Raw genomic sequence first — 22,843 nt, forward strand, 5'->3', positions numbered from 1 at the left:
GATGCACGATTCAGCCATCCAATGTTCCCTCGAGCAATTCTAATTCAATCGCGCTCTGCCCGGAAGTGAAACGTCGTTGTCTTCTGCTACAGCGAACGCTGCGGTCGACGTTCGTCGCTATGCGATGACGTTGACCACGACGGGGCTTAAGGCACTCGCTTGGTGAAAACTCTTTTCAACTCCGGAAAGCCTTGGACACCGGATGATATTAAAACGTTACAAAAGCTGGCAGCGGAAGATAAGCCGGTCCGCCTGATCGCCAAATTAATGGGCCGAACGTCGATCGGGGTTCAGGCAAAAGCACTGCAAGAGCACATTTTGATCAAGCGTCAGTCTCGCAGTCGGCAGAAGCCCCCAATTCCTGAATGAAAGAAAACCCTGAGCTGGGTTGTTAAAAAACACATCCCAGAAAAGCAAATGGCCCGAAGCATTGCCCGAGCCATCCACATCACGAGCGAGCGTACATCCGGCCCAGCTCACTAACCTAGCCGCAGATTCTCCGCGCTGCCGCGGTTTGTGACGACCTCATAACCATCTTGGCGCTATTGTCTCAAGGGCTGCGAAGGCAGGATTGCTCGATGACGTTTCTTCAACGTTCGCCAATCCTTTTGGGGCAAGGACATCAAGTTTGAAGTCGATCTGGCTGAGCGGACCTCGCGAGGATGGTTCTGCGGACACCGACAGCATATCAAAGAAGCATTGCCAGCGGCTTGCCTGTGCCCACCGGCTGCTCTGTGGCCTTAAGGGAAGCGCCGTGCGTCGGGCTACCGGTCAAAAATCCTAGTTGGCCAGATGCACAGTTTGGCGTCCGCCGTTCAGCGCTTTGATCTGGTTTACGTATTCTTCAGGCCGAATCAAATGGAATGGAGTCTTCAATCCCATGAAGCTGGCTACGCGACCGATGAACGAAGTGCAGTTGGTCGTCTCCACATTCCATACTGGCGAGTTAGCCTGAAGATGCTTGATATAGCCGAAGACCTTTTTGGCGTCGGCCTCGTTCAAGTAAACTCGATAGCTCGCCGTCAAATATTGCTCGTCAAGATCACCATAGCTCGCCCCCGTGTCAGCGGGCACAAAGGTCACGTGTCCCAATATGTACGGTAGCGTGTCGCCCCGCGGATGCAAACCGGCAACCTCGACCTTTTTTTCCGTTGTTTTGCCGTACCAAATAAATGCATGTCCGTAAGATGCCGCGGTGCGCGCACGAAAATCTACGTAGTATTGTCCCTTTGACGCGAACCTTCGGGCCGGTTTTACATCTGATGTGGGAGGCATGGTGCTTAGCGAAGCAGTAGCCATGGCTGCACCGGGCTTGATTGTTGGCGAGCTGTTCTGCTTCTGCTGATCGACGCGCGCAGCAAGCTGTTGTGCGTTAGTGCTTCCTAATCCGGAGCCTGCCGCAGCCGCAAATACCATAGCGCCGACAACAAGCCGCAGATTGGTTTTTCTCTGAGCTACTGCCATCACTTCAAGCCCTCGCGCACCCAGAACAACCGATGTCATAGGCGTAGTAGGTGATCAGATAGATGCCCCCACCCCAAAGGCTGAGGGCATAAATCAGGTTCTCAGACTAGCCCCTGGTTGTAACAACTGGGGCCTTGCCGACGGGGTATTTGCCGACAGGAGCCTTGCCGACGGGGTACTTGCCAACCGGAGCCTTGCCGATTGGTCCGCTCTGTACGACCGGTTGCGGATGAGGCAGGTCCGCCGCGAAAGCTGTTCCGACGAAGGCCAACGATGCGGCGCCAACAATGATGCATTTGAGCACTGGAATCTCCACGACCACTTTAGGGTAGGCCGAAAAGTAACGCGGCATTAAATACGTGACAATGAATAGACGAACGAACTACCAATATTCGTGGTGTTTTGTTGGGGAATGTTGCGGAAATGACACTTGATTGTGCCCGCACACCCTCGCACTGATCTCTGCGCTTGGGATTACGTAGCGCACGACGGCTTAACCGGTCCAATTACGATCGGCATCGCAGCTATCTGATTCGTCCTTTTGCTGACGACGAAACGCGATTCGCTATGGATGATGCTTGGAGCCGCGCTGATATCGCTTGCTGCATCGTCTGTAGGGTTGGTCGCTCATCTTTGAGCTGAGAGGCTAAGGGCTGCTCGACTACCTCCCCTCGTTGTGCTTCACAGCAAATCAATCGGGCGACAAGAAGCATATTTATTTCAATTGTTGGCACGTGTTGGCACGGCACGACCTTTTCGCTAGGGAGCGCCAAAGGATTTCTCCCCCAGCTTCTAGCGCCGGTGTCTAATCATTTCCTCGCGGACCTTACCGGTTCCACTCAAGGCGGTGGCTTCGCGGACGGGATACGGGAAAACTGCTCTCGCAGCCGTCACGCCCTACCATTCGCGTTTGCTACCTTTAAAAATTGAGCCCGCAGCCTCACCAACCTTACCAAACCAGTGCTTGTCGGCAGAAAGGACTTCCTCGTTGTAGTAGTCGTCCAGTTCTGCGTACCTGGCGTTCCAATCGAAGATGGTCTCGGTACCGTGTTTAGGAGCGCCGTGCAGCCGGTTCTCGCTGATGTCGGAACGGTAACCGCCAAGCTCAGAATCAAATCGCAGCAGTTTCCAGGGGACCGGGAAATGGTCTTTGCCGATACCGAGAAATCCACCGAAGCTGAGGACAGCGTAAGCGATTTCCCCGCTGGTCTTGTCGATCATGACACTTTCGATTTTACCAATCTTCTTGTTCTCAGCGCCGTAGACAGCTTTCCCCGACTCTTTATCGCTGGCGGTCAGATGGCCAGTTTCGTGATCGTTACTCATGGACATGCTCCTTTGCACAAGCATGTGCTGAGTAAACTAATCCGCCGACTGACCGTTCGTTCCCTATTCGGTCGACCTGTCGCAGGGTGAGGTCGCCTGAAGTTTCTCGACGGGCGGTTCCGATAGGCTGGTTCCCTGATGCTAAACGGGGCGACTCGGTTAGCCACGCGTAATTGGAAAGTATTAGAATCTCCCGTGGAACGCCTCCGGGTCTCACCTCAGGCCAACACCTTGGAACGGGGTCCGCTAGGGAGCGCCAATGATTTCAATAGGCTAGCTCGACAAGCCCGTTTGGTGTCCAATGGATGGCCAATAAACCGCTGTGTATGGCTGGTGGATCGCCTCGCGTCGCGCGCATCCACCGCCAATATCGCTAGCCCGACAATGGCCAGTGCTGTGAGAGGGCGTTGCCGTTTGCTGGTCGTCAGCTCAAACTTCAAACTATTCAGATTGCGGTAGCGCAACAATTCAGGTTCGCCTTTGCGCGATCGCAAAGACAGGAAGATTTATGGGATGCAGGATCCGTCCGGAGAACCGACAGCTGAAAAGAGGCGGTGTCTCGGCCCTGCAGACGATTATCCTCAAGCTAGAGCAGTATGAACCCGCCCCGGAAGGACATTCATAACTCTAATGTGCCGAAGCTCTGTCGGAGCTGTGATGTACGGCACAAGGGTATGTGCGGCGCGCTCAATGCCGACGAGTTGGTGGATTTCGCCAAATTCACGCGTGTCGTAAAGATATCCGCCGGCGACGTTCTCTTACAGGAGCAAGGACCGATCAGATCCTATGCCAATGTCATGCGCGGCGTGCTCAAGCTGACAAAGACTCTGGCCGATGGTCGCCAACAAATCGTCGGACTTCAATTCGCGCCCGATTTCGTCGGACGACTTCATCAAGAGGAGAGTTTTGTTCGGGTCGAAGCCTGTTCGGATGTTGAGATCTGCAGCATAACCAGGAACGCGCTGCGGAAGATGCTCGAAGAAAATCCGGCCCTCGAAGCAAAGCTGCTGCACCAAGCCCTTCGCGAGGTCGATCAGGGTCGCGAGTGGATGCTGGCGCTTGGACGCAAGACGGCACACGAAAAGGTAGCCAGCTTTCTTATGATGATGGTTCGGCAGATCGATCCGTTTGCAGGAAGCGACGGCGTCACGGCTTTCGATCTTCCGCTTTCGCGCGCCGAAATTGGTGACTTTCTCGGCTTGACGATTGGAACGGTTTCGCGTGAGCTCACGCGGCTGCGGCGAGCCGGAGTGATTCAGATTTCCTCGCACCGCCACATCGACATTCTGGATATTGAAGCGCTTCGCCAATGCGTCGGCTAAACGGAACGGTCCTCGCGCGGGGGCCCTGTATGGCGCGCCATAACCCCGTCTTGGTCTCGTGAAGGAGCATGGGTCGAAACGACGACCGGTTATCGCCCGCAGCAGCTTCTATCGAGCCGTTCATGGCGCCGCGCCGCCGCCGATGCCAAAAAGAAAGGCCGGTAGTGGGTCAGTTTGAAATTGGCGGGTCTTGACCGTCATGGAAAGGCCGCGCCGGCTATGCCATATAGAGGGTATGGTGAAGCACCCCAAACGTCCGCGCGACCCGAACCAGCTCGCCAAGTTCATCATCGATGCGGCGACCGGTGAAGCGTCGGCGAAGGTCGATACGCCCAAAGTCGCGAGAGCCAAGAACGCGGGAACTGCTGGCGGCCCGGCTCGGGCTAACGCTCTGACCCCCAAGCAGCGATCGGAGATCGCCAGCGCCGCCGCCCAAGCACGTTGGAAAAAAGGCTAAGCTGCGTCGTCTTCAGTATCCATGCCGGCGAGTTTCAATTCTACGTCGAATTCCATGTCTGCCGGCAGCAGTTCGACTTGTTGGTCGGATGGGCGCGTATCATTCCAGTGAAGCTGGTCAAGCCGCAGTTGAACCACGTCGCCGACTGATTGCTCACGCCTCATGACGCAAGCCTTTCGGAAGCTATCTGGTTTGGTCTTCGGTTCATCGATATCGATGTATGAGAAGTGGAGCTGCCCGGTCGCGTCATATTTCGGGACAGCGTGGTAACCCCGGTACGGGCGCCCCGTTTTGCGGTCGTGCCGAATGTCCTGTCGAGCGGCTTCCTTGAATTGCTGAGCAAGCCGGTCTTCTTCCGTGACGGGCGGAGGCGCTTTCCAGCCCATTTTGATTGCCAGTTTGGCGACAGCCGTCATGTCGATTTCGGTTTCGCCAGTGGTATCCATCCAATAGCGGATGAATTTTTGTCGGTCCGCGACCTTTGCCATTGTTCATGCTCCAAGAGGATAAATATCGCCCCATCCGTCAATTGCGACGGTGGAACCGAGGTGAACGCGAATACTCTTTAGATGCTGCCGGAATCTGTCATATCGGCCGGTGCGATGTTGAAGCTGACCGGCCACGATCCCCGGATGGACGCGCAACATTTTTGCGAACGCCAACAGATCACTTTCAGAGAATAAAGGTGCTTTCCTCGAAACGAAGGCATCCATCTTTGACTTGGGAACGCAAAAATCCTGAGCAGCCGTATTTGCGATCCTTTCTTCTTCGGGAACATTCGGGCCGGCCCCGGCCTTTTCCCCTTCTAGTTCGGAGTCGAGCACAAAAGCCTGCAATCCATGTCCCTGAAGGACATGTTCCAATTCGTGCCTCAGCACGAACCAAAAGTTGTCGATGCGGTCATGCCGCAATGACAGGCCGACGACAGGCGAATGCTCGTCGAGCCAAAAGCATACGCCATCGATTTTGGCCGAAGGCAGGCTCTCAACGATGACCAACCGGACACCGCACTCTGCCAAAATACGAGCGGCGTTCCGAACTTCTTCGGGGGCGACCGTCAGCGCGTGTAATTTTCGAATGGCCGCTTTCAGCGCGGCCGGAGAGTATTTCGGCACGAGCAATTCATGGGCGATCACTTGCACGCGATGGAACCAAGCGATCTGCGAATATGTCGGCGGAGAGTCTGCATCCGTCTTTTTTGCTGCGTGCGGCAAAGCCACAATCTCATCAAGATTCTTGACGCCGAAAAATGCTTTTAGCCCGGCCTCAACTCTTGGAACGTCTTGCGGATCATCTGTGCCGAGCCATCCCCGTTTGCACATTGCAGCGACAGGTAGGTCTCCAAAGATGGCCGCCCTGGTCGCGCGACCGAGATCTGGCTTGGTTACGATCCTGGCGACGGCAAGATCATATTTCTTCTGGAGGTCGAGAAATGTCTCGGCCGGCGTGCCGAATAGGTCCTCCAACGCCAACGCCGTTTCCGTCGTCACCGCGCCCTTGCCAGAGACAATCTTGTTTATCGTACTCTCGTCCTTTTCGAGGACGACCGCCAGCGCACGCTTGGTCCATCCCCGCTTATCGAGAAGGTCGGAGATTAGTTGGCCGGGGGTTTTGTAGTCTTTCATTCTCCTACGATAGACCGGGGCGAAGCGCAGCTCAAGGAAAACTTGCGCCAAAAATCAAATTGACCTTTTATGCTTGACTTATGTGTTTGAGTTGGTCAGTTTGGATGCATGAACAAGCTAACCCCCGAAGATCGCACCCGTATCCTTCACCTTCTCTGCGAAGGGCAGTCGATCCGCGCAATCACCCGCGTGATCGGGGCCAGCAAGAACACTGTTGCCAAGCTCCTTTGCGACGCTGGCCGCGCCTGCATGGCCTACCATGACGCGAACGTGCGCAACGTCGCCGCCCGGCGCATTCAGGTCGATGAAATCTGGTCCTTCACCTACGCCAAGCAGAAGAACGTCGCGAAGGCCAAGGCCGCCCCAGAGCAGGCTGGCGATACATGGACTTGGACGGCGCTCGACGCCGACTCCAAGATGATCGTTTCCTATTTTGTTGGCGGCCGGGATGGCGAATGCGCCATGTGGTTCATGGACGATCTGCGGGCGCGCCTCGCCAATCGAGTCCAACTTACATCGGACGGTCACAAGGCTTATTTGGAGGCGGTTGAAGGTGCCTTCGGCGGGGACATCGACTACGCCCAGCTTGTAAAGATTTACGGAGCTTCGCCAGAAAGTTTCAAGGGCCGTTACAGCCCTGCTGAATGCACCGGGTCCCGCAAAGAGCTTATCGAGGGCGCGCCCGATCCGGCGCACGTCTCAACGTCATATGTCGAGCGCAGCAATCTGACGATCCGCATGCACATGCGGCGGTTTACTCGCCTAACCAACGGCTTTTCCAAGAAGGTCGAAAACCACGCCTACGCGGTTGCCCTTCATATGATGTATTACAATTTCGTTCGGCTGCATTCCAAGCTGCGTATGTCGCCGGCAATGGCCGCTGGCATCTCGGATCGGCTTTGGGAGGTGTCTGATATCGTCGCGCTGGTCGAAGCTCAAGAAGCAAGCACTGCCGCCAAAATTCGCGGCCCATACAAAAAGCGCAGTACGGAAATTTCAAACTGACCCACTACCGAAAGGCCCGACGCCGTGAAGCGTTGGGCCGAGTCAGAGAAGAAACGGGCCCAGGGCGGGCCTGGATATCGCCGGGGTCTCTACCGGCAATTCACTCGTTTAACATGCCTTCTATTTTTATAGTTTGTTCTAGATCAATAAGGCGTTGCGCTCACTCCAGCGCCAAGCCGAACCCCAGCATCAGCAACGCCGCAGCGCATGGTGCGAAGAGATTCCATTCCCGACGTCTGACGTCTCAGAGCATCCAGTGTGAGAGAATAACGGCGTCTTTGCGCTAGATGAAAAACATGCGTGCGATTGAAATGTATTCTTGGCTTGTCGAAAGCAAAATGGGAGATCGACATGCCAACCGAAACAATCATTGTGACCGCATTCGTTGCCGGCGTCATAGCGATATTCTCGCTAGCTTTAGTTTATGGCGAGCGTCAGACCGAGGGCCGCCGGCGCGAACACCCGCCAGCATAAGCTCGCAGAACTGCATGAATTGGCGGTGACCGCGGGCAACTATATCGGTCTCACCGGTCACCGTCGTGAGAGACGCAAGATCAACCGCACTTGGAAGCTTGACATGTCTGATCATGGCGAATTGACGTACTCGATCGCGGAAGGAATGGATTATCCAGCGCACGAGGAAACGTATAAGTCCTTCATCAAACTCGGGACGATCGGTGCCGCGGTCGTGGTCACCGTTGTCGTGTTGTTGGCGATTTTCCTCCTCTAATCCGCTCGTCTCCATTCCAAACCCGCCGGGGCGCCCCGCACCGGCGGGTTTCGCGCGCCGAAAACTAATCCGAGCCGCGCAGTCGCTTCATCGTGAACTCGAACTCGTCGATGGGCAGCTCTAGGGAGCGCCAACGGATAACTTGCCCTTTGTTTTCCTTAGTGCCCTACCCCTCGCGTTTGTGGCCCTTAAAATACGATGCTAGCGTCCCCGACCATGGCACTGGTCATACGGGAAATGCGGGACTACGACGCCCGAGCGTTTTTGGAAGTGCACCATGCGGCCGTGCGTCGTCTTGCTGCCCGGGACTACCCAGCGGAAATCATTGAGGCGTGGGCACCATTGCCTATTACGTCGGATGCCGTGGAAGCTGTTACAGCCAATCCCGAGAATGAAATCCGATTTGTTGCCGATAGCGACGATCTCCTTATCGGTTTGGCGTGTCTGGTCATGGCGAACAATGAATTGCGAGTATATTACGTGGCTCCCGACGTTGCCAGGACAGGTGTCGGAAAAGCCCTTCTCATGAGAATTGAGGAGACGGCTCGGAACGCGGGCATCAAATTTTTACTCACCGACTCGTCTTTGACAGCTGAACCGTTTTATCGGAGCCAGGGGTATAAGGTCACCGAATACGGAAACCATTTGCTGAACGGTCGCTGGTCAATGGCGTGTGTAAAGATGAGGAAGACGCTCTGACATGGTGAGCTTAGCGGATCGGAAAGCATAAGAATTTCTTGGAATCTCTTCGGTCTCACTTCAGACTAACGCACTGACACAGTGGAGCACGGGGCAAACTGCCCTTGGCAGTTTTTACGCCCTACCCCCCTCGCGTTTGTGGCCGCTGAATAGCCGCAGCTTGAAACCCTCCGGGAGTTCTGATTAGTTCGTGCATGCCTCACGGCCTGCCGTAAGCAGGTGTGAAACTCTCCGGCACGACGGAAACGGGCTTGTCTTAATCTGGCGCACTAGGCGCCCAAGCGGTCGTGTCGTGCATGTCGATGAATCAACCAACACTCAGGCAACTCGCTGGCGTTTTCGCGCGCTATGCCAACTTCACGCTCGGTGGAGGAAGCGCGACAACGGCAGTCATACACAGTGGGTCGTTGCAAAACGACGATGGATTAGCGAAGAGCAATTCGCGCTGTCATTCGCCCTTGGTCGGCTAACGCCCGGCACCAATGTTCTTGCCTTTTGTGTCGGTGTCGGCTGGATGTTGCGCCGTTGGTCTGGCGCGATTGCTACGCTGCTGGCGTCCTCTATCCCCTGCACGCTGTTCGTGGTGGTTATCACCATGCTGTTTGCCCAATGGCAAGAAAACGCATTCGCTCAGGCGGCGATCAAGGGCGCGGTTGCAGCGGCCGTCGCGGTTACGGTGAAGACGGTTTGGACCATCGCGCATCCGTACTTCAAGACGGGTAAGCGACTGCGCGTGATCCTGATTGGTGCGAGCGCGTTCCTTTTGAATGTTGTCCTTGGCATCTCGCCCATTTACGTGCTGGTCATCGCCGCCGTCGTCGGATGCTTCCTGCCATGAACATACTGGTGCTTTATCTGGTGCTCTTGAAGGGCACGGTGACCTCCTTTGCAGGACTCGCGTCGTTGCCGGTCATCCAAGAGGCACTGGTGAATCACTATCACGTCCTTACCAATGAGCAGCTCAACGAAGCCGTCGTAATTACCCGTAGTTCGCCGGGGCCTGTCGGACTTTATATCGTGAGCGTCGGATACTTTGCGGCTGGGATTCCGGGGGCCGCCGCTGGATGGCTTGCTATGATTACGCCTGCGCTCCTCATCATTCCACTGGTTCACTTCGTGGGCCGCAGAATGGAACACTCCCGCGTCAAATCGATCTTGCAAACGGTTGTGATCGCGAGTGCTGGGTTGCTGTTAGCTGCGGCGATTCCGCTGGGGCATGACGGCTTGACAGGTCCAATTACCATAGCCATCGCGGCTGTCTGCTTTGTCCTTTTGCTGACGACGAAACTCGATACGCTATGGATGATGCTTGGAGCCGCTCTGATATCGCTTGCTGCGTCGTCTGTAGGGTTGGTCGCCTATCTCTGAAGCTAACCAGGGCGTTGTACTGGGACCCGGAATTGCTTTCGGGTCTCACTTCAGGCGAGCATCCTGAAGCAGCCTAGCCTCCTGGTTTGCTAGGAGATGCGGCCCTTATGTCTCGCCTCATTTGGTGACGCTAGCTGAGATGCCTTGACGTCTGCGCGCAACGCTACTGGAATAGACATGACGAACCTCCATGGTTCGCCACCAATGTCGCCGTTCGGACAGTCACATCGAGCAGCGAACATATGGCATTTCCACCGGTACCGGCTCCTTCGAGCTAAATGTGATCTTGTTTTCTCCGGAGATTTTCACGTCGAACTCCATGTCCGATACCGCGATACCGTCCGAGCACGCCGCAATCACTCGCACATCCCGCCCGTCATCGTGCAATGATTTGATGGTGCATTTCTCAAATGTGCCGGTTATTTGCTTTCCATGAACGATTATACCGCCCGCGTGGAGATCAGCATCTTGCTTGAAAGCAAGCTTGTTATTCTTTTTGGTAAATATGTCACCGCAGGTCGAGGAATCAATCGCCCAAGCTCCGTTCAAATCCGCAGCCTCTGTCGAAGCCGATTGCGCAACGAGCAATACTAACAGCGCTAACAGTACCAACGGGTTGATGGTTCTCATGCAACTCTCCGATTTACTGGTCAATTGGTTATCCAGCATCCGACGTGACCTTTGCCGATCATCGGAGTGCGATAGCGGACCTTTTCGTTGATCTAAGTCAATAAACTGTAGCGTCATCAGTTTCGCTAGCTGTTTGCGGGACCAATTGGGCCACCGACGATTGACGTGCGCTTAGCTGTAACCGCCATCTCCGATTTCGCCCTATAATATGCACAGCATAACTGCATTTCATAAGCGTGCGTAGTCCTCCCCGACAATCATACAACGAGGTGGGGATGTTGATTTCTGATAGGTTGACAGTTCTTATATGGGATAGGGATCGGCTCCGCTGGACGAGAAACGATGAAAATTACGCTGGACATTTCCAAGCTTGTTGAGGAAGGCAAGCTAACGAGCGAGGAAGCCGAAAAGCTCACGAAGCTCGCTGCACATGATACAGTCTCTCTCGGCATCAACATCCTTGTCGGGTTCGCTGTCGTCGCTATTGCGGCGGGTGCGGTGGCGCTGGCGCCTGCGCCGTTGACGGCAATTAGCTTCGGGCTCGCACTCTTCGTCGCAGGTTGCGCAATTGCACTCAATCGCGTGCAGCATTGGATGATTCTCGGGCAGATTTGCCTTGTCATCGGCGCACTGATGTTAGGCGGCGGCGCTATCGCCTATCGTGCCGACCTCCTTGCCACCATGCTGATTGTCACAGGTGTTTTCTGCCTCGCAGCTATCATCGCTCGCTCCAGCCTCTTGATGGCGCTGGCGGTGCTGGCAGCTTCGGCTTGCCTGGGCGCACGCACGGGTTATAGCCACGCCAGCTATTCGCTAGCCATTTTCGAGCCGACGCTCACCGTGGTCGTGTTTTCTATGGTGGCGCTGATCGCCTATCGAGCTTCGCGACGTCTGCCAGCCGAATATGCGCGGCTCGCGATCACAGCCGCGCGAACCTCGCTGCTGTTGATCAATTTCGGCTTCTGGATCGGCTCACTATGGGGCGATCCACTGATGCTGATACGTTCGCTCGCTGCCAAGGACGTATCCTCGACGCTCATGACCAAACCCGTCATTCCGGCCATGGCATTCAGCGTGATGTGGGCGGTGGCGTTGCTCGGTGCTGGATTCTGGGCCGTTCGGGCAAATCGACGCTGGTTGGTCAACCTCGTCGCCGTCTTCAGCGGTATTCATTTCTATACTCAATGGTTTGAGCGACTCGGGGCTACGCCGTTGTCGGTGCTGCTGGGCGGGCTGGTGATGCTGGCAAGTGCCCTCGCGCTTTGGTGGTTTAACCGACGTGTCGCAAAATAGTTCGTAGCGGGTTGTGACGCGCCTGAACTGCTTCAGCTTTCTGAAGAAGCGCTCGATGATGTTGTGCTTCTTGTAGAGACTGGCGTCGTAAGATGCTGATCGTTTCGGCTTCGCTTTGGCGGAATGACGACGGTAGCTTGCACTGCATCCAAGGGCGAAGTTCCTGGATGGAACACCGTCGCTCTTTCTGGCCTTTTCGAAAATGCTGCGATGAACTGACAGACCTCCGCAGACGCCGCCAATGGATGCGTGCGCCCCTGTACAAAATGTCGCAGCTCAGTCATACTTGGCAACTGGCTCGAAGGGAGACGACGCAACGTAAGCAATGCAACGTTAGTAACGCAAGGAGGCAACGTGATGAATGAACACGACCGCTCCAATCAGTTGATCGGGGGCATAGCCGTTATCTGCGTGATGTTTTTCGGCAGCATGGCCTTGGTATGGAGCAGTACCGGCCGGCTTACGAGCGAAGCGAAGGCGGCACCCGCCCCCGCACACCAGGCTGCGCCGCACGCCGATGCAACCGCCGGACTTGAACAACGCTTGCTCCTCCTCGAAGCCAAGATGAAGGCTCCGCCAACATCTGATGCTCAGCTCGATGCAAGGATCAAGGGCCTGGAGTCTCAGATCGCGGCCGTACAAACTAAGTTGGGCGCTTTCTCTGCATCGGATTTCGACACGCTCAAGAGAAAGGTTGCCGGGACGGAAAATCCTGAGTCCATCAAGACGACCGTAGACGCTCTTCAAGCGGACGTAGGAAAGCTGAACACACGTCTCGATCAACTTTCGGAGCAAGCTGCTTCTGCTTCTGCGTCTGCTCCAGCGTCGGAGACGAAACACAGTTCGCGGAAGTCGCACTCGAAATAAAACAGACGGGGCAGAGTTTGGCGCCGGGCTGTGACATACGGGAAATCAGGGCAACGGGGCACCTGTCGCTGTGTTGTTCCGTTGGCTTCCCGTGTGTAGCGGCTCGCTTGGGTCAGTGTCACCAAGCGCAGCCATGATGTCGTGAGCTGACGGCTCCTGCACCGGCTGGAGCCGGCTTATCCTTTTGCTCAAGCGGTGCGGACCGCGCGTGCGGCGGCATCCTGGCGGCCTGAATGGCATCGCATGAGGCGAACCCAACCCCGCGCGAGGGCTTTCCCTGTTCGGTGACCTGAACTCATGTGTGCTTGTGCAGTATGGCAAGCCCGAAGGGCATGTTTCGCTCGAAAACGCTTTGTCAAAAACTCTATAGCGTTTTCGAGCGAAGTAGATACCGGTTCGCGTGAAGAAAACGCGTCAAAAAATAAAAGAGTTCCGCTTCTGATTCCGCCAAAAGCGGAAAGGCTCTAGGAGTGAAGCATTCGCGCAAACACCTTTCCGAGGGCTTGCAAGCTCGGGAACAGGTCGAATGCTTCGGCCAAAAAAATGAATAAGAGTGCGTGAACAATATACAGACGACCTTCGAACCACGTGAGCGCGCGTTCAAACAGGCCCTTTGGGTATGGAAGCGTGGCAAAAAGGAAAACGGTCGCTGGTCCAAGAATAAACGCCCCAAGAATGTCGCTTGGATAGTGGAGCCCGACAATGATCCGGGGAATCGCGACTATCGCCGCAACCCAAACAAAGCAGAACAGCCCGACCCACCGCTTTTCTACAAAAACCACAGCAGCGAGACTAAAAAACAAGGTCGCTGTGTCGCTCGGAAACGAATTCGTTCGGTCCCATGGCGTTCGCGGAATGACAGTGTCCAGAGGAATCGCTAAGTCCAGAATCGGACGTATGTGAACCGCGGTGTGAAACTGTGACCAAACAGAAAGCATGGTCGCCAAACAGACCGCCAGCAGCCCGGCTAGCATACGACCGCGACGCTCCGGCTGATCACCGGAAAACCACAGGGCGACAAGAGAAAAGAACACCGGAAATCCCCTGAAAAGCGAATTGTTCGCGAGGTCCCAGAGGTTGTTGCTTCCTCCACCGAATGCGTTGAGCGTGAGCAGAATTTCTCTATCGAGGCCCGTAATTGTCATAGTCAATAATTCATCGCATCAATTGAAATGGAGATCGGAACGAACGCAAAGCCACAATTTCCAGGGCCCTGCTATTACGTGCAATCCGCTGCCGGTCAATAAAACAATCACGGTTGGCGGGGTCGCTTCTAAACATTCCTTTTCCCGTTCAGTAAGCCTTCTTGCGAACGATGGAATCGAGGATCTCCCGCGCGTGTTGCTGCGCCTCACCAGCCCATGAACGCTCGTTAACCTTTGATTAACCAGAATCCGTCGACGCTTTCTCAGTCTCAATTCCTTCCTCCGCTGACGAATCGAAATCAGCGGATGATGGGTTCGGCTCTCGTTCTTTATTGCGGCTAATTGCAGCCGCCGCAGAGTGAGGATTTTTTGATGGCTGATAGTGATAGCACCATCGCATGGCACCGCGCCCAATTGAAAAAGTATCGCGAAGCTCTGCGCGACATGGAGGTTCGCCGTTTCCGCTTTGGTGAAACCGCGGATCCGCGAGTGCGCGTCGAGACGCTGCGGATAGCGGCCAACCTACGGCGCAAGCTCACCGCCTCAGAGAAGGTCATCGGCGCTTACGAGAAACTTACGCGGCGTCCGCTGACGACAGATTTTCGTAGTCTTGCCAATGTTCAGTGGGGCAATTGGAACAGTGCGCCCTGCAACGGAGAGGGTGTGCAGCTCTGAACGGTGGACGTCTTGGTGCGGATCGCCTGCGCCGTAAAGCAGGCTGGTTCGATCCGCGGCATCGTGCCGGTCGGAAATGTCGCCATCCGATCAGGATTCCGGTTTTTGCTGCTTTTGGAGCCGTCGCGCGTTAAGCTGGTGCCCCGAGGGATGTGCGTTTCCGCTTCATGGAGCCCAGCCAATGACACCCCCTTCCCAAGATTTCGAACGCCTTCAGTTGAAAGTGAGCACGGAAGTCCGCGAGCATTGGAAGGCCTTCCTTTTCGAAGGCATTCTGCTCGCGCTTCTGGGGTTGGCTGTCATCGTCGTGCCACCCCTGGCGAGCCTCGCCATCACGATCTTTCTCGGTTGGCTGTTTCTCGTTGGCGGCGTCGTCGGACTTGTCGCTACCTTCTGGGCACGGGGGATGCCGGGCTTTTGGTGGTCGTTGCTCTCGGCTGCGCTGTCGATTCTCGTCGGCATCCTGCTGGTGGTACAGCCCGTACAGGGCATGTTGACGCTGACAATCTTGCTTGGCGCCTACTTCCTCGCCGAGGGTGCCGTCACGATCATGTACGCTCTTGAACATCGCCGCGAACTCTCGCAGCGGTGGGGCTGGCTGCTGACCGGGGGAGTGATGGACATCATCATAGCCGGCGTTATCATCGTCGGCCTCCCGGGATCGGCGGCCTGGGCCATCGGGTTGCTGGTCGGCCTCAATATGATATTCGGCGGTACCACGTTGATTGGAATGGCGCTTGCCATGCGAAATGCGCGTTAGAGCGTTTTGCCTTCTGACAGACGTCAGACGAAGGCGCTAATTCGCAAACCTGATTACGTTACGAAATCTAACCCAGCTGCATCAGCAGCCGCGGCAGATGCTTTTAATCTTGCGTTTGAGGGCGGCATCCGCCGGATCGACCTGTGTCGGGTTGTCCGTGTCCGCCTTCTCCGGCGGCAAGTCGCTCGGGCGCGGCTGGCGATGACCGATCGGCGCGTCGTAACGCGAGGACTTGTCAACGCTTGAACCTGGTGACGACCCGTCCCTCGCTTGATACTGCCCAAGCGCCGCAGGCGCACCGATCAAGACCCCAAAAGCCGCCAACGCGATGATCTTGTTCATTTCGCTGCCTCCAACGTCCGAGATCGGCCTGTCAAGAACGGTTGAGAACGCGCAAACGTTCCGCGATTGATTCTGTGACTAAGCCAGCCGGACAAACGAACCTCTACAATACCGGCGGATAAAGGTGAACGCCGCCACAATAGTCGGTAATACGATAACGCAATTTTGGACCATGTTCACCTTCCCCGGATATTAAATCTGAGCGCGACAGATAATCCGGTCCCACAGGCACCTTTCCGTGCCCGCCGGGAATGTCGAGAACATAATCCGGCTGACACAAGCCGGACACGCGACCACGTAGCGCACGCATTAAAACCTGGCCTTTTTCCAGGGTGGTTCGCAGATGTGCGGTGCCTGGCGCGAGATCCCCGTGATGCAGATAGTACGGCTTGATGCGGCATTCGACGAAGGCGCGCATCAGCGTCTCCAGCGTCGCCGCGTCATCGTTGACGCCGCGCAGCAGCACCGACTGGCTGACCATGGGAATGCCAGCGTCGACAATCCGCGCGCAGGCCGACCGCGCCGCCGCGGTCAGTTCGCGCGGGTGATTGGCGTGCAGCGCCAGCCATGTCGTGGCGCCGTCCATCCGCAGGGCCGCCGCCATCTCGTCAGTGACCCGAGCGGGATCGGCCACCGGCACGCGCGTATGGACGCGGACAACCCTGACGTGATCGATTGCGGCAAGTTCGCCCATGATTTCGGCCAGCCGCCGCGGCGACAGCATCAGCGGATCGCCGCCGGTCAGGATCACTTCCCAGACTGCCGGATGCGACCGGATGTAATCGAGCGCGGTTGTGATGGCGGATTTCGATAGCGCGGTTTCCTTGGCGGGTCCCACCATCTCGCGACGGAAGCAGAACCGGCAGTAGACAGCGCAGACGTGAACGAGCTTGAGCAGCACCCGGTCGGGATAACGGTGAACGATGCCGTCCACCGGGGAATGTGTGTGATCGCCGATCGGGTCGGCGCGTTCGCCCGGTTGTGCAGCCAATTCATTGGCGCTTGGGAGATATTGCCGCGCGATCGGATCATCGGGATCGGTCGGATCGATCAGGGCGGCGACGTGTGGCGTGATCGCGATCGCATAGCGCGCGGCAACCTTCTCGAGATCGGCCAGCCCTGATGCGGGCGCGAGGCCATGGGCGATCAGGTCTTCCGGCCGCCGTAATGTCGAAACGACGCTCCTGTCGGTCTTGACGCTCATGCATTCTCCGCGGGCGGCGCCCATACAACCTGATCGATTCTCGACGCTCCGCTCGCCAGCATCACCAGCCGATCCAAGCCCAGCGCCACTCCGCCCGCTTCCGGCATTTGGGCGACGGCCGCAAGAAAATCCTCATCCAGCGGATAGCGCTCGCCGTACCGGCTTTGCTTGTCGTTCATCGCTTGCACGAAACGGATGCGCTGTTCCGCGGCGTCGGTCAATTCGCCAAAGCCGTTCGCAAGCTCAACGCCACAGGCATAGATCTCAAAACGCTCGGCGACACGGCTGTCGGACGGACTGATGCGCGCGAGCGCGGCTTCCGGCGCGGGATATTCGAATAGCACCGTCAACCGGCCCTGCCCGAGATGGGGCTCGACATGCTCGACCAGCACTTTGCTGAAGATGTCCGACCAATTATCGTCGTCCGTAATCCGCACCCTCCCCTGCGCCGCCGCAGCCAGGGCCGGGCGGTCACCCTCGCGGCCGACGACGGTACTCAGGAGGTCGATCCCCGCGAAGCGGTCGAACGCCGCGGCGACCGTCAGCCGCTCCGGCTCGACGAACGGATCGGCCTGCCGGCCGCGAAATGAAAATCTCGGAATCCCGGTCGCTTGCGCCGCAATGGCGATCACGGCGATACAGTCGGCTATGACGACGTCATAGGAACTGCCAGCGCGATACCATTCCAGCATGGTGAATTCGGGCAGATGCAGCACGCCATGCTCGCGGTCTCGAAACGCCCGCGCGAACTCCACGATCTTCTGCTCACCGGCCGCCAGCAGCTTCTTGCAGGCGAATTCCGGGGAGGTGCGTAAGTGGCGCGCGACTCGGTCGCCGGTGGGCATCGTTAGCGTGGTGCCGAGCGCGTGAAGGTGGGTTTCGTTGCCCGGCGACACCTGCAAAACGCCGGTTTCGACCTCGACGAACCCCTGCGCGTCGAACCAGGCCCGCAGCGCCTTCGTCACGGTCCTGCGCGCTTCCAGAAACGGCCTCCGGTCCGCGTGCCTTGCCCGGTCCCACCAGGGTGAAATCCGATTCATCCATCCTCAGCAATCGACCGGAATCGGCCGCAAACCACTGGCGCGAGCGAACCAAATCAGTATGTTGCGGCCCGAAGCCGCCTCAACGGCCGCAGGACGCCCCCGTCCGGACCGGTCTCGAGCCAAACCTTAGGAAATCCAGCCGTGAGAGTTATCGCCAGTTCTATTCGCAAGGGCAACGTCATCGAGCAAGACGGCAAGCTCTACGTGGTCCTCACCGCGGAGAACATCCACCCCGGCAAGGGAACCCCGGTCAGCCAGATCGAGATGCGGCGGATCAGCGACGGCGTGAAAATTTCCGAGCGCTACAAGACCACAGACCAGGTCGAGCGCGCCACCATCGAGGATCACAACTTCACGTTCCTCTATGAAGACGCCGACGGCTTCCACTTCATGAATGCGGAGACCTACGATCAGGTTCAGGTGCCTAAGGAGGTCGTGGGCAACGCCGCGCCCTACCTGCAGGAAAACATGGTGGTGAAACTGTCCCTGCACGACATGGTGCCGGTGGCGATCACGCTACCGCAGCGGGTGACGCTCGAAGTGGTCGACACCGAGCCGGTCACCAAGGGGCAGACCGCCTCCTCATCCTATAAGCCCGCGGTGCTGTCGAACGGCGTCCGCACCGGCGTGCCGCCCCATGTCGGCGTCGGCACGCGGATCGTGGTCATGACCGAGGACGGCTCTTACGTCGAGCGCGCCAAGGACTGACCACCTAACAAATACTGATCCTCGGAGTTCGGTTCGAGTCCGAGAAGCTGTCCGGTGGAGTCGAGGTTCCTGCAACGCAATGAGGCTTTGCTGCGGGGTGCTTCCCTCCGTTATGCTCACTGCATGACAATCCTCGATTCTCACATCCGGCTCAGCCGGCGCACCGCGCTACAATGCCTTGGAGCGTTGGCAGCGCTTGCGCCCTTCCCCGCTTTTGCCGCTCCGCCTCAGGGATTCGAGCAATGGCGTGACAGCTTTCGCGCCCGCGCGCTGGCGAAGGGCATCTCAGAGGCGACCTGGAGCCGCTGCATGGGCCGGATCGAGCCGGACATGAGCGTGTTCAAGCAGATGCGCAACCAGCCGGAGTTCCACGAAAAGACCTGGCAATACATCAACCGCCGCGTCTCGGACTGGCGGATTACCGCGGGCAAGGAGGCGCTGCGGAAGAACGAGGCACTGTTCGCGCGGATCGAACACGATTTCGGCGTCGAGCGCGGCACACTGCTGGCACTGTGGGGGGTTGAATCCGCGTTCGGCGATCCGCTGGTTCAGAAGAACCACATGCGCCCGGTGTTTCCTTCACTGGCGGCGCTCGCCTGGAATGAACCACGACGGCGCAGCTATTGGGAAACAGAACTGATCAACGCGTTGCACATCGTGAACAAGGGTTGGAGCACGCCCGAAGAGATGCACGGCTCATGGGCCGGCGCGATGGGACACACCCAATGGATGCCTGAGGTCTGGCTCAACGTCGGCATGGACTACGACCACGACGGCCGGGTCTCGCCATTTGGAAAACCCGACGACGCGCTGGGCTCGACCGCGCGCTACCTGATCAACCGTGGGAAATATCATCGCGGCGAACATTGGGGTTATGAGGTGCGCGCGCCCGGCGGCGCGAGCGGCAGCCGCAGTTATGCCGCGTGGGCGGCGGCCGGCGTGCAACGCGCCGATGGCAAGGCGTTTCCGCAGCCGAATGCATCGGCCAAACTCTGGGTCCCGGAACCGGGCGGCCCGGCGTTCCTGCTTGGGCCGAATTTCTACGCGGTTCGCAGCTATAATCCGTCGATGAGCTATGCATTGGCAATCTGCCATCTCGGCGATCGCATTCTCGGGGCGTCGCCTTTCATTCACCCCTTCCCAGGTTCGGAACGTGCGCTCACGCTCGCGGAAGTGCAGGAAGTGCAGACGCGCCTGACCAAAGCCGGATTCGATACTGGCGGCACCGACGGTCGCGTCGGCAACGACACGATGAAGGCAGTGAAGGATTTTCAGACCCGCGTCGGATTGCCGACCGACGGCTATGCCGGACTGCAAGTGCTGGCGAAGCTGAGAGAGCTGAGGTAATCCGATCCCAGCCTTTGCTAATTTCGTCAGGGACTGATTCGGCCCAGCGAAGGCACGTAAAATGGCTTTGCCGTTATGTGCCCAGCTGTGAACCTCAATTTATTCTTCGTTTGGCCGGCACACACATACCTGCCGTAGGCTCTCTGAGGTCATCGGGCTGCGATCAAAGTCACCGAACCGCCGTTCGAGGCGCAAGCCACCTGACGCTATCAGAAGCGGCATCTCCTGCGGAAAGATGCTGCGTATCTGCAAGGAGCTCTTCAAAAAGTCTCGCTTCTCCAGTGTCGACCAAAACCAATCTAGATGGCTAACTTGTGTAAGTGGATCATATCGAACAAGACCCTCCTCTACGGTGACGTGGCCTAATGTTTCGTGCGCAGCTACGCCGACCAATTGACGCTGTTTGGGATCACGGCCAAGCATAGTGACCTTCGGGATGAATGCGTCGAAAACGAGCCTGCCCTTCAGTGAAAGATGTCGCGCAGCAGATCGAAAAAAGCCCTTGAAATCGTCGAGGCTTTGAAGGTGCGCAACAGAGTTGACAGCGACGATAATGGTGTCGAAGGCGCGGCCATTTAAATCGAAGTCGCGCATATCCAGTTGAACAAACTCGACGGCAGCAGCCTGTCTTTCGGCGCGATATCGCGCCCGTGACAACATCGCGGCGGAAACATCACCTCCCACAACCTGTAAGCCGGCTTGAGCGAGCGGAATTGTTAGACGACCCGTTCCGCAAGCAAGATCGAGAACACTGCCCCCTCGTTCGCTGGCGGTTTCGAGGTAGAACCGCTCGAGAACATGGTCACGCGGCGCCATCAAGTCGTATAGATCGGGGTGATCGTAGAGCGTGCTCTCTTCCACGGGATCAATCATAGCGGATAACGCGTCGAAAACCAGACACTCGCGAAACGCTACGGGCAACAATCGATCAGCGAATAACCGCTGGCCCGGGATCGGGCGTCGCCACATCCACCACGCGCAACTGCACACGCTCCACGCCCTGCCAGCGGTCCACTGCCAGCGATCCCGCCACATGCAGCGGTTGTCCCCGCATTTGCGCCAGCGCGTTGCCGAGCGGTTGGCCGACCGCGCGAAACGCGATGCCGTTCACGATAGCCCCGTCTCCGGATTTGAATCGCAACCGAAGATGCGCCTGCCCGACCTCGTCGGCATGGATCAACTGGTGCGACGGCAACGCCACCACCGGCTCGGGGTTGCCCGCGCCGAACGGTCCCGCGCGATTGAGTGTCGCCACGAACTCGGGCGTCGCAGCGCGCGCGCTGACCGCGCCATCAATGAAAAGCTCGCGGACGTGGCGCGATCGCGCGACATCGGCAGCGAGCGCTGTTTCCATGTAGGCGCGGAATTCCGCGAGCCGTTCTTTCCGCAGCGTGACGCCGGCCGCCATGGCGTGGCCGCCGCCCTTGAGCAGAACGCCGTCTGCCACGGCCCCCCGTACCGCCCTGCCGAGATCGACGCCGCCGATGGAACGGCCCGATCCGGTTCCGATGCCGCCCGGCTCCAGCGCGAGAACGAAGGCCGGCCGGGAAAACTTGTCCTTCAGCCGCGACGCGACGAGACCGACCACGCCCGGATGCCAGCCCTCGGACGCCGTGACGATGACAGATCCTTTGTCCCCGAGACCAAGCGAGGCCAGCGCCTCGGCTTCGGCCTGCGCTTCAGCCGCCTGCTCGATCACGCGGCGCTCGGTATTGAGGCGATCGAGTTCGGCGGCGATCCGCGCAGCTTCCGAGACATCGCCTTCCAGCAGCAGCCGCACGCCGAGATCGGCGCGTCCGATGCGGCCTCCGGCATTGATGCGCGGTCCCAGCGTGAAACCGAGATGCCAGGCTTCCGGCGGACCGTTCAGCCGCGCCACGTCCATCAGCGCGGTATGGCCGACATGATCGCGGCGGCGCAGCGCGATCAACCCCTTCGCGACGAAGGCACGGTTAAGGCCGGTCAGCGGCGCGACGTCGGCGACCGTGCCGAGCGCGACATGATGCAGCATGTTTAGGAGATCCGGCTCCGGCCGCTCGTCAATCCAGAAGCCGCGCTGGCGCAGCTCGCGGTTCAACGCGACCAGCGTCACCAATACGAGACCGACGGCGGCAAGATGTCCGAGCCCGGAAAGATCGTCCGGCCGGTTCGGATTCACCAGCGCCTCGACCTCGGGCAGATCGTCGCCGCATTGGTGATGATCGATCACCACGACCGACATGCCCCGCTGTCTTGCGGCCGCCAGCGGCTCGATGCTCGTGGTGCCGCAGTCCACGGTCACCAGCAACGTCGCGCCTTTGGCCGCGAGCGCATCGATCGCATCGACGTTCGGGCCATAGCCTTCGAAAATGCGGTCGGGAATATGGATCAGTGGATCAAGGCCGCAATGTCGCAGATGCCAGGCGAGAAGCGCTGCAGAGGTCGCGCCGTCGACGTCGTAATCGCCGAAGATCGCAACCGTCTCGCCGCGCATCGCGGCATCTGCGAGCCGCTTGGCGGCCGCCTCCATCTGCGTCACGGTGAAAGGATCGGGCATCAGCCGGCGGATGGTGGGGTCGAGAAAATCTTCGACCGCATCGATTTCGACGCCACGTCCGGCGATCACCCGCGCCAGCATTTCCGGCAGCCGATGGCGCTGAGTGATCGCCAGTGCGCGCGCCGTGCCTCGCGGATCGAGGCGATCACGCCACAGACGGCCGGTCGCCGAATGCGACACACCGAGAAAGGCATCAGGTGCTTCGATCGGCAACGTGGAGGCTGGCAAGGTCATGATGTTGTCCGTGCCTTGCGAGAATATAGAAAGCAGGGGCGACAGCGTAGCCTCTCCCCGCCA

24 protein-coding genes and 3 pseudogenes are annotated in these 22,843 nt (G+C 58.0%); 14 read left to right on the plus strand and 13 right to left on the minus strand.

Annotated features, from left to right (window positions below; translation table 11 throughout):
• The first annotated feature begins 159 nt into the window (after positions 1 to 159).
• Positions 160 to 369 carry a hypothetical protein gene (locus ACZ5IL_RS14595; protein ID WP_464592531.1) on the plus strand — a complete coding sequence of 70 codons (210 nt, stop codon included), beginning with the start codon at positions 160 to 162 and terminating at the stop codon, positions 367 to 369.
• Between the two features lie 411 nt (positions 370 to 780).
• On the opposite strand, the gene ACZ5IL_RS14600 is transcribed toward ACZ5IL_RS14595, so the two are convergent.
• Together ACZ5IL_RS14600 and ACZ5IL_RS14605 are read right to left on the minus strand one after the other, a co-directional pair.
• Positions 781 to 1,464 carry a hypothetical protein gene (locus ACZ5IL_RS14600; RefSeq protein ID WP_464592533.1) on the minus strand — a complete coding sequence of 228 codons (684 nt, stop codon included), beginning with the start codon at positions 1,462 to 1,464 and terminating at the stop codon, positions 781 to 783.
• A 975-nt stretch (positions 1,465 to 2,439) separates the two neighbouring features.
• Positions 2,440 to 2,790: pseudogene (locus ACZ5IL_RS14605) on the minus strand (PRC-barrel domain-containing protein); the annotation flags it as partial.
• A 596-nt stretch (positions 2,791 to 3,386) separates the two neighbouring features.
• Here ACZ5IL_RS14605 and ACZ5IL_RS14610 point away from each other — a divergent pair.
• Complete coding sequence (locus ACZ5IL_RS14610) at positions 3,387 to 4,112, plus strand: Crp/Fnr family transcriptional regulator (RefSeq protein WP_464592535.1); 726 nt, start codon at positions 3,387 to 3,389, stop codon at positions 4,110 to 4,112.
• A 235-nt stretch (positions 4,113 to 4,347) separates the two neighbouring features.
• Positions 4,348 to 4,569 carry a hypothetical protein gene (locus ACZ5IL_RS14615; protein ID WP_464592537.1) on the plus strand — a complete coding sequence of 74 codons (222 nt, stop codon included), beginning with the start codon at positions 4,348 to 4,350 and terminating at the stop codon, positions 4,567 to 4,569.
• On the opposite strand, the gene ACZ5IL_RS14620 is transcribed toward ACZ5IL_RS14615, so the two are convergent.
• The 3 genes and pseudogenes from ACZ5IL_RS14620 to ACZ5IL_RS14630 all read right to left on the minus strand — a co-directional run.
• Positions 4,566 to 5,057 (minus strand): hypothetical protein, encoded by a 492-nt coding sequence (locus tag ACZ5IL_RS14620; protein ID WP_464592539.1) that lies wholly within the window; start codon positions 5,055 to 5,057, stop codon positions 4,566 to 4,568. The genes ACZ5IL_RS14615 and ACZ5IL_RS14620 overlap by 4 nt on opposite strands.
• 3 nt (positions 5,058 to 5,060) lie before the next feature.
• The gene (locus ACZ5IL_RS14625) at positions 5,061 to 5,891 is read right to left on the minus strand and encodes an ImmA/IrrE family metallo-endopeptidase (RefSeq protein ID WP_464596980.1); all 831 of its coding nucleotides are present in this window, start codon (positions 5,889 to 5,891) and stop codon (positions 5,061 to 5,063) included.
• 129 nt (positions 5,892 to 6,020) lie between these two features.
• Positions 6,021 to 6,194, minus strand: a pseudogene (locus ACZ5IL_RS14630) (helix-turn-helix transcriptional regulator); the annotation flags it as partial.
• A 108-nt stretch (positions 6,195 to 6,302) separates the two neighbouring features.
• On the opposite strand from ACZ5IL_RS14630, the gene ACZ5IL_RS14635 reads away from it, so the two are divergent.
• The 5 genes from ACZ5IL_RS14635 (at position 6,303) to ACZ5IL_RS14655 (ending at position 9,996) form a co-directional block, all read left to right on the plus strand.
• On the plus strand, positions 6,303 to 7,199 hold the full coding sequence (locus ACZ5IL_RS14635; RefSeq protein WP_464592541.1) for an IS1 family transposase: 897 nt from the start codon (positions 6,303 to 6,305) through the stop codon (positions 7,197 to 7,199).
• Positions 7,200 to 7,623: 424 nt separating this feature from the next.
• Positions 7,624 to 7,929, plus strand: a complete 306-nt coding sequence (locus ACZ5IL_RS14640) for an aa3-type cytochrome c oxidase subunit IV (protein WP_464592543.1) — start codon at positions 7,624 to 7,626, stop codon at positions 7,927 to 7,929.
• A gap of 216 nt (positions 7,930 to 8,145) precedes the next feature.
• A complete protein-coding gene (locus tag ACZ5IL_RS14645) occupies positions 8,146 to 8,628 on the plus strand; it encodes a GNAT family N-acetyltransferase (RefSeq protein WP_464592545.1) in 483 nt (160 codons plus the stop codon).
• A gap of 292 nt (positions 8,629 to 8,920) precedes the next feature.
• Positions 8,921 to 9,466, plus strand: coding sequence for a chromate transporter (locus ACZ5IL_RS14650; protein ID WP_464592547.1), 546 nt, complete (start codon positions 8,921 to 8,923; stop codon positions 9,464 to 9,466).
• Positions 9,463 to 9,996 (plus strand): chromate transporter, encoded by a 534-nt coding sequence (locus ACZ5IL_RS14655; protein ID WP_464592549.1) that lies wholly within the window; start codon positions 9,463 to 9,465, stop codon positions 9,994 to 9,996. The genes ACZ5IL_RS14650 and ACZ5IL_RS14655 overlap by 4 nt, the downstream gene beginning before the upstream one ends.
• A 222-nt stretch (positions 9,997 to 10,218) precedes the next feature.
• Here the strand turns inward: ACZ5IL_RS14655 and ACZ5IL_RS14660 are convergent, their stop codons facing one another.
• Positions 10,219 to 10,626 carry a hypothetical protein gene (locus tag ACZ5IL_RS14660; protein WP_464592551.1) on the minus strand — a complete coding sequence of 136 codons (408 nt, stop codon included), beginning with the start codon at positions 10,624 to 10,626 and terminating at the stop codon, positions 10,219 to 10,221.
• 342 nt (positions 10,627 to 10,968) lie between these two features.
• Here ACZ5IL_RS14660 and ACZ5IL_RS14665 point away from each other — a divergent pair, with 342 nt between their 5' ends.
• On the plus strand, positions 10,969 to 11,919 hold the full coding sequence (locus ACZ5IL_RS14665) for a hypothetical protein (protein ID WP_464596981.1): 951 nt from the start codon (positions 10,969 to 10,971) through the stop codon (positions 11,917 to 11,919).
• On the opposite strand, the pseudogene ACZ5IL_RS14670 reads toward ACZ5IL_RS14665, so the two are convergent.
• Positions 11,920 to 12,050: pseudogene (locus ACZ5IL_RS14670) on the minus strand (IS5/IS1182 family transposase); the annotation flags it as partial.
• Positions 12,051 to 12,276: 226 nt separating this feature from the next.
• Here ACZ5IL_RS14670 and ACZ5IL_RS14675 point away from each other — a divergent pair.
• Entirely contained in the window at positions 12,277 to 12,786 is a 510-nt protein-coding gene (locus ACZ5IL_RS14675) for a hypothetical protein (RefSeq protein WP_464592553.1), read from the plus strand.
• A 464-nt stretch (positions 12,787 to 13,250) separates the two neighbouring features.
• On the opposite strand, the gene ACZ5IL_RS14680 is transcribed toward ACZ5IL_RS14675, so the two are convergent.
• Positions 13,251 to 13,931: a phosphatase PAP2 family protein gene (locus ACZ5IL_RS14680; protein ID WP_464592555.1), complete on the minus strand. Its 681-nt coding sequence runs from the start codon at positions 13,929 to 13,931 to the stop codon at positions 13,251 to 13,253.
• 372 nt (positions 13,932 to 14,303) lie between these two features.
• Here ACZ5IL_RS14680 and ACZ5IL_RS14685 point away from each other — a divergent pair, with 372 nt between their 5' ends.
• A complete protein-coding gene (locus ACZ5IL_RS14685) occupies positions 14,304 to 14,606 on the plus strand; it encodes a hypothetical protein (protein ID WP_464592557.1) in 303 nt (100 codons plus the stop codon).
• A gap of 181 nt (positions 14,607 to 14,787) precedes the next feature.
• Entirely contained in the window at positions 14,788 to 15,366 is a 579-nt protein-coding gene (locus ACZ5IL_RS14690; protein WP_464592559.1) for an HdeD family acid-resistance protein, read from the plus strand.
• A gap of 81 nt (positions 15,367 to 15,447) precedes the next feature.
• Here ACZ5IL_RS14690 and ACZ5IL_RS14695 read toward each other — a convergent pair whose 3' ends face one another.
• The 3 genes from ACZ5IL_RS14695 to epmA form a co-directional block, all read right to left on the minus strand.
• A complete protein-coding gene (locus ACZ5IL_RS14695) occupies positions 15,448 to 15,708 on the minus strand; it encodes a hypothetical protein (protein WP_464592561.1) in 261 nt (86 codons plus the stop codon).
• A 103-nt stretch (positions 15,709 to 15,811) separates the two neighbouring features.
• Positions 15,812 to 16,912 (minus strand): lysine-2,3-aminomutase-like protein, encoded by a 1,101-nt coding sequence (locus ACZ5IL_RS14700; protein ID WP_464592563.1) that lies wholly within the window; start codon positions 16,910 to 16,912, stop codon positions 15,812 to 15,814.
• Positions 16,909 to 17,952: an EF-P lysine aminoacylase EpmA gene (epmA, locus tag ACZ5IL_RS14705; protein WP_464592565.1), complete on the minus strand. Its 1,044-nt coding sequence runs from the start codon at positions 17,950 to 17,952 to the stop codon at positions 16,909 to 16,911. The genes ACZ5IL_RS14700 and epmA overlap by 4 nt, the downstream gene beginning before the upstream one ends.
• A gap of 144 nt (positions 17,953 to 18,096) precedes the next feature.
• Here epmA and efp point away from each other — a divergent pair, with 144 nt between their 5' ends.
• Both efp and ACZ5IL_RS14715 read left to right on the plus strand, forming a co-directional pair.
• Positions 18,097 to 18,663 carry an elongation factor P gene (efp, locus tag ACZ5IL_RS14710; RefSeq protein WP_079446787.1) on the plus strand — a complete coding sequence of 189 codons (567 nt, stop codon included), beginning with the start codon at positions 18,097 to 18,099 and terminating at the stop codon, positions 18,661 to 18,663.
• 123 nt (positions 18,664 to 18,786) lie between these two features.
• Positions 18,787 to 20,010 carry a lytic murein transglycosylase gene (locus ACZ5IL_RS14715; protein WP_464592568.1) on the plus strand — a complete coding sequence of 408 codons (1,224 nt, stop codon included), beginning with the start codon at positions 18,787 to 18,789 and terminating at the stop codon, positions 20,008 to 20,010.
• Between the two features lie 99 nt (positions 20,011 to 20,109).
• Here the strand turns inward: ACZ5IL_RS14715 and ACZ5IL_RS14720 are convergent, their stop codons facing one another.
• Together ACZ5IL_RS14720 and recJ are read right to left on the minus strand one after the other, a co-directional pair.
• Positions 20,110 to 20,883 carry a class I SAM-dependent methyltransferase gene (locus ACZ5IL_RS14720; RefSeq protein WP_464592570.1) on the minus strand — a complete coding sequence of 258 codons (774 nt, stop codon included), beginning with the start codon at positions 20,881 to 20,883 and terminating at the stop codon, positions 20,110 to 20,112.
• Between the two features lie 55 nt (positions 20,884 to 20,938).
• Positions 20,939 to 22,780, minus strand: coding sequence for a single-stranded-DNA-specific exonuclease RecJ (recJ, locus tag ACZ5IL_RS14725; protein WP_464592572.1), 1,842 nt, complete (start codon positions 22,778 to 22,780; stop codon positions 20,939 to 20,941).
• Between the last annotated feature and the right edge of the window lie 63 nt (positions 22,781 to 22,843).

The sequence above is a fragment of the Nitrobacter sp. CN101 genome (genome assembly GCF_055390255.1).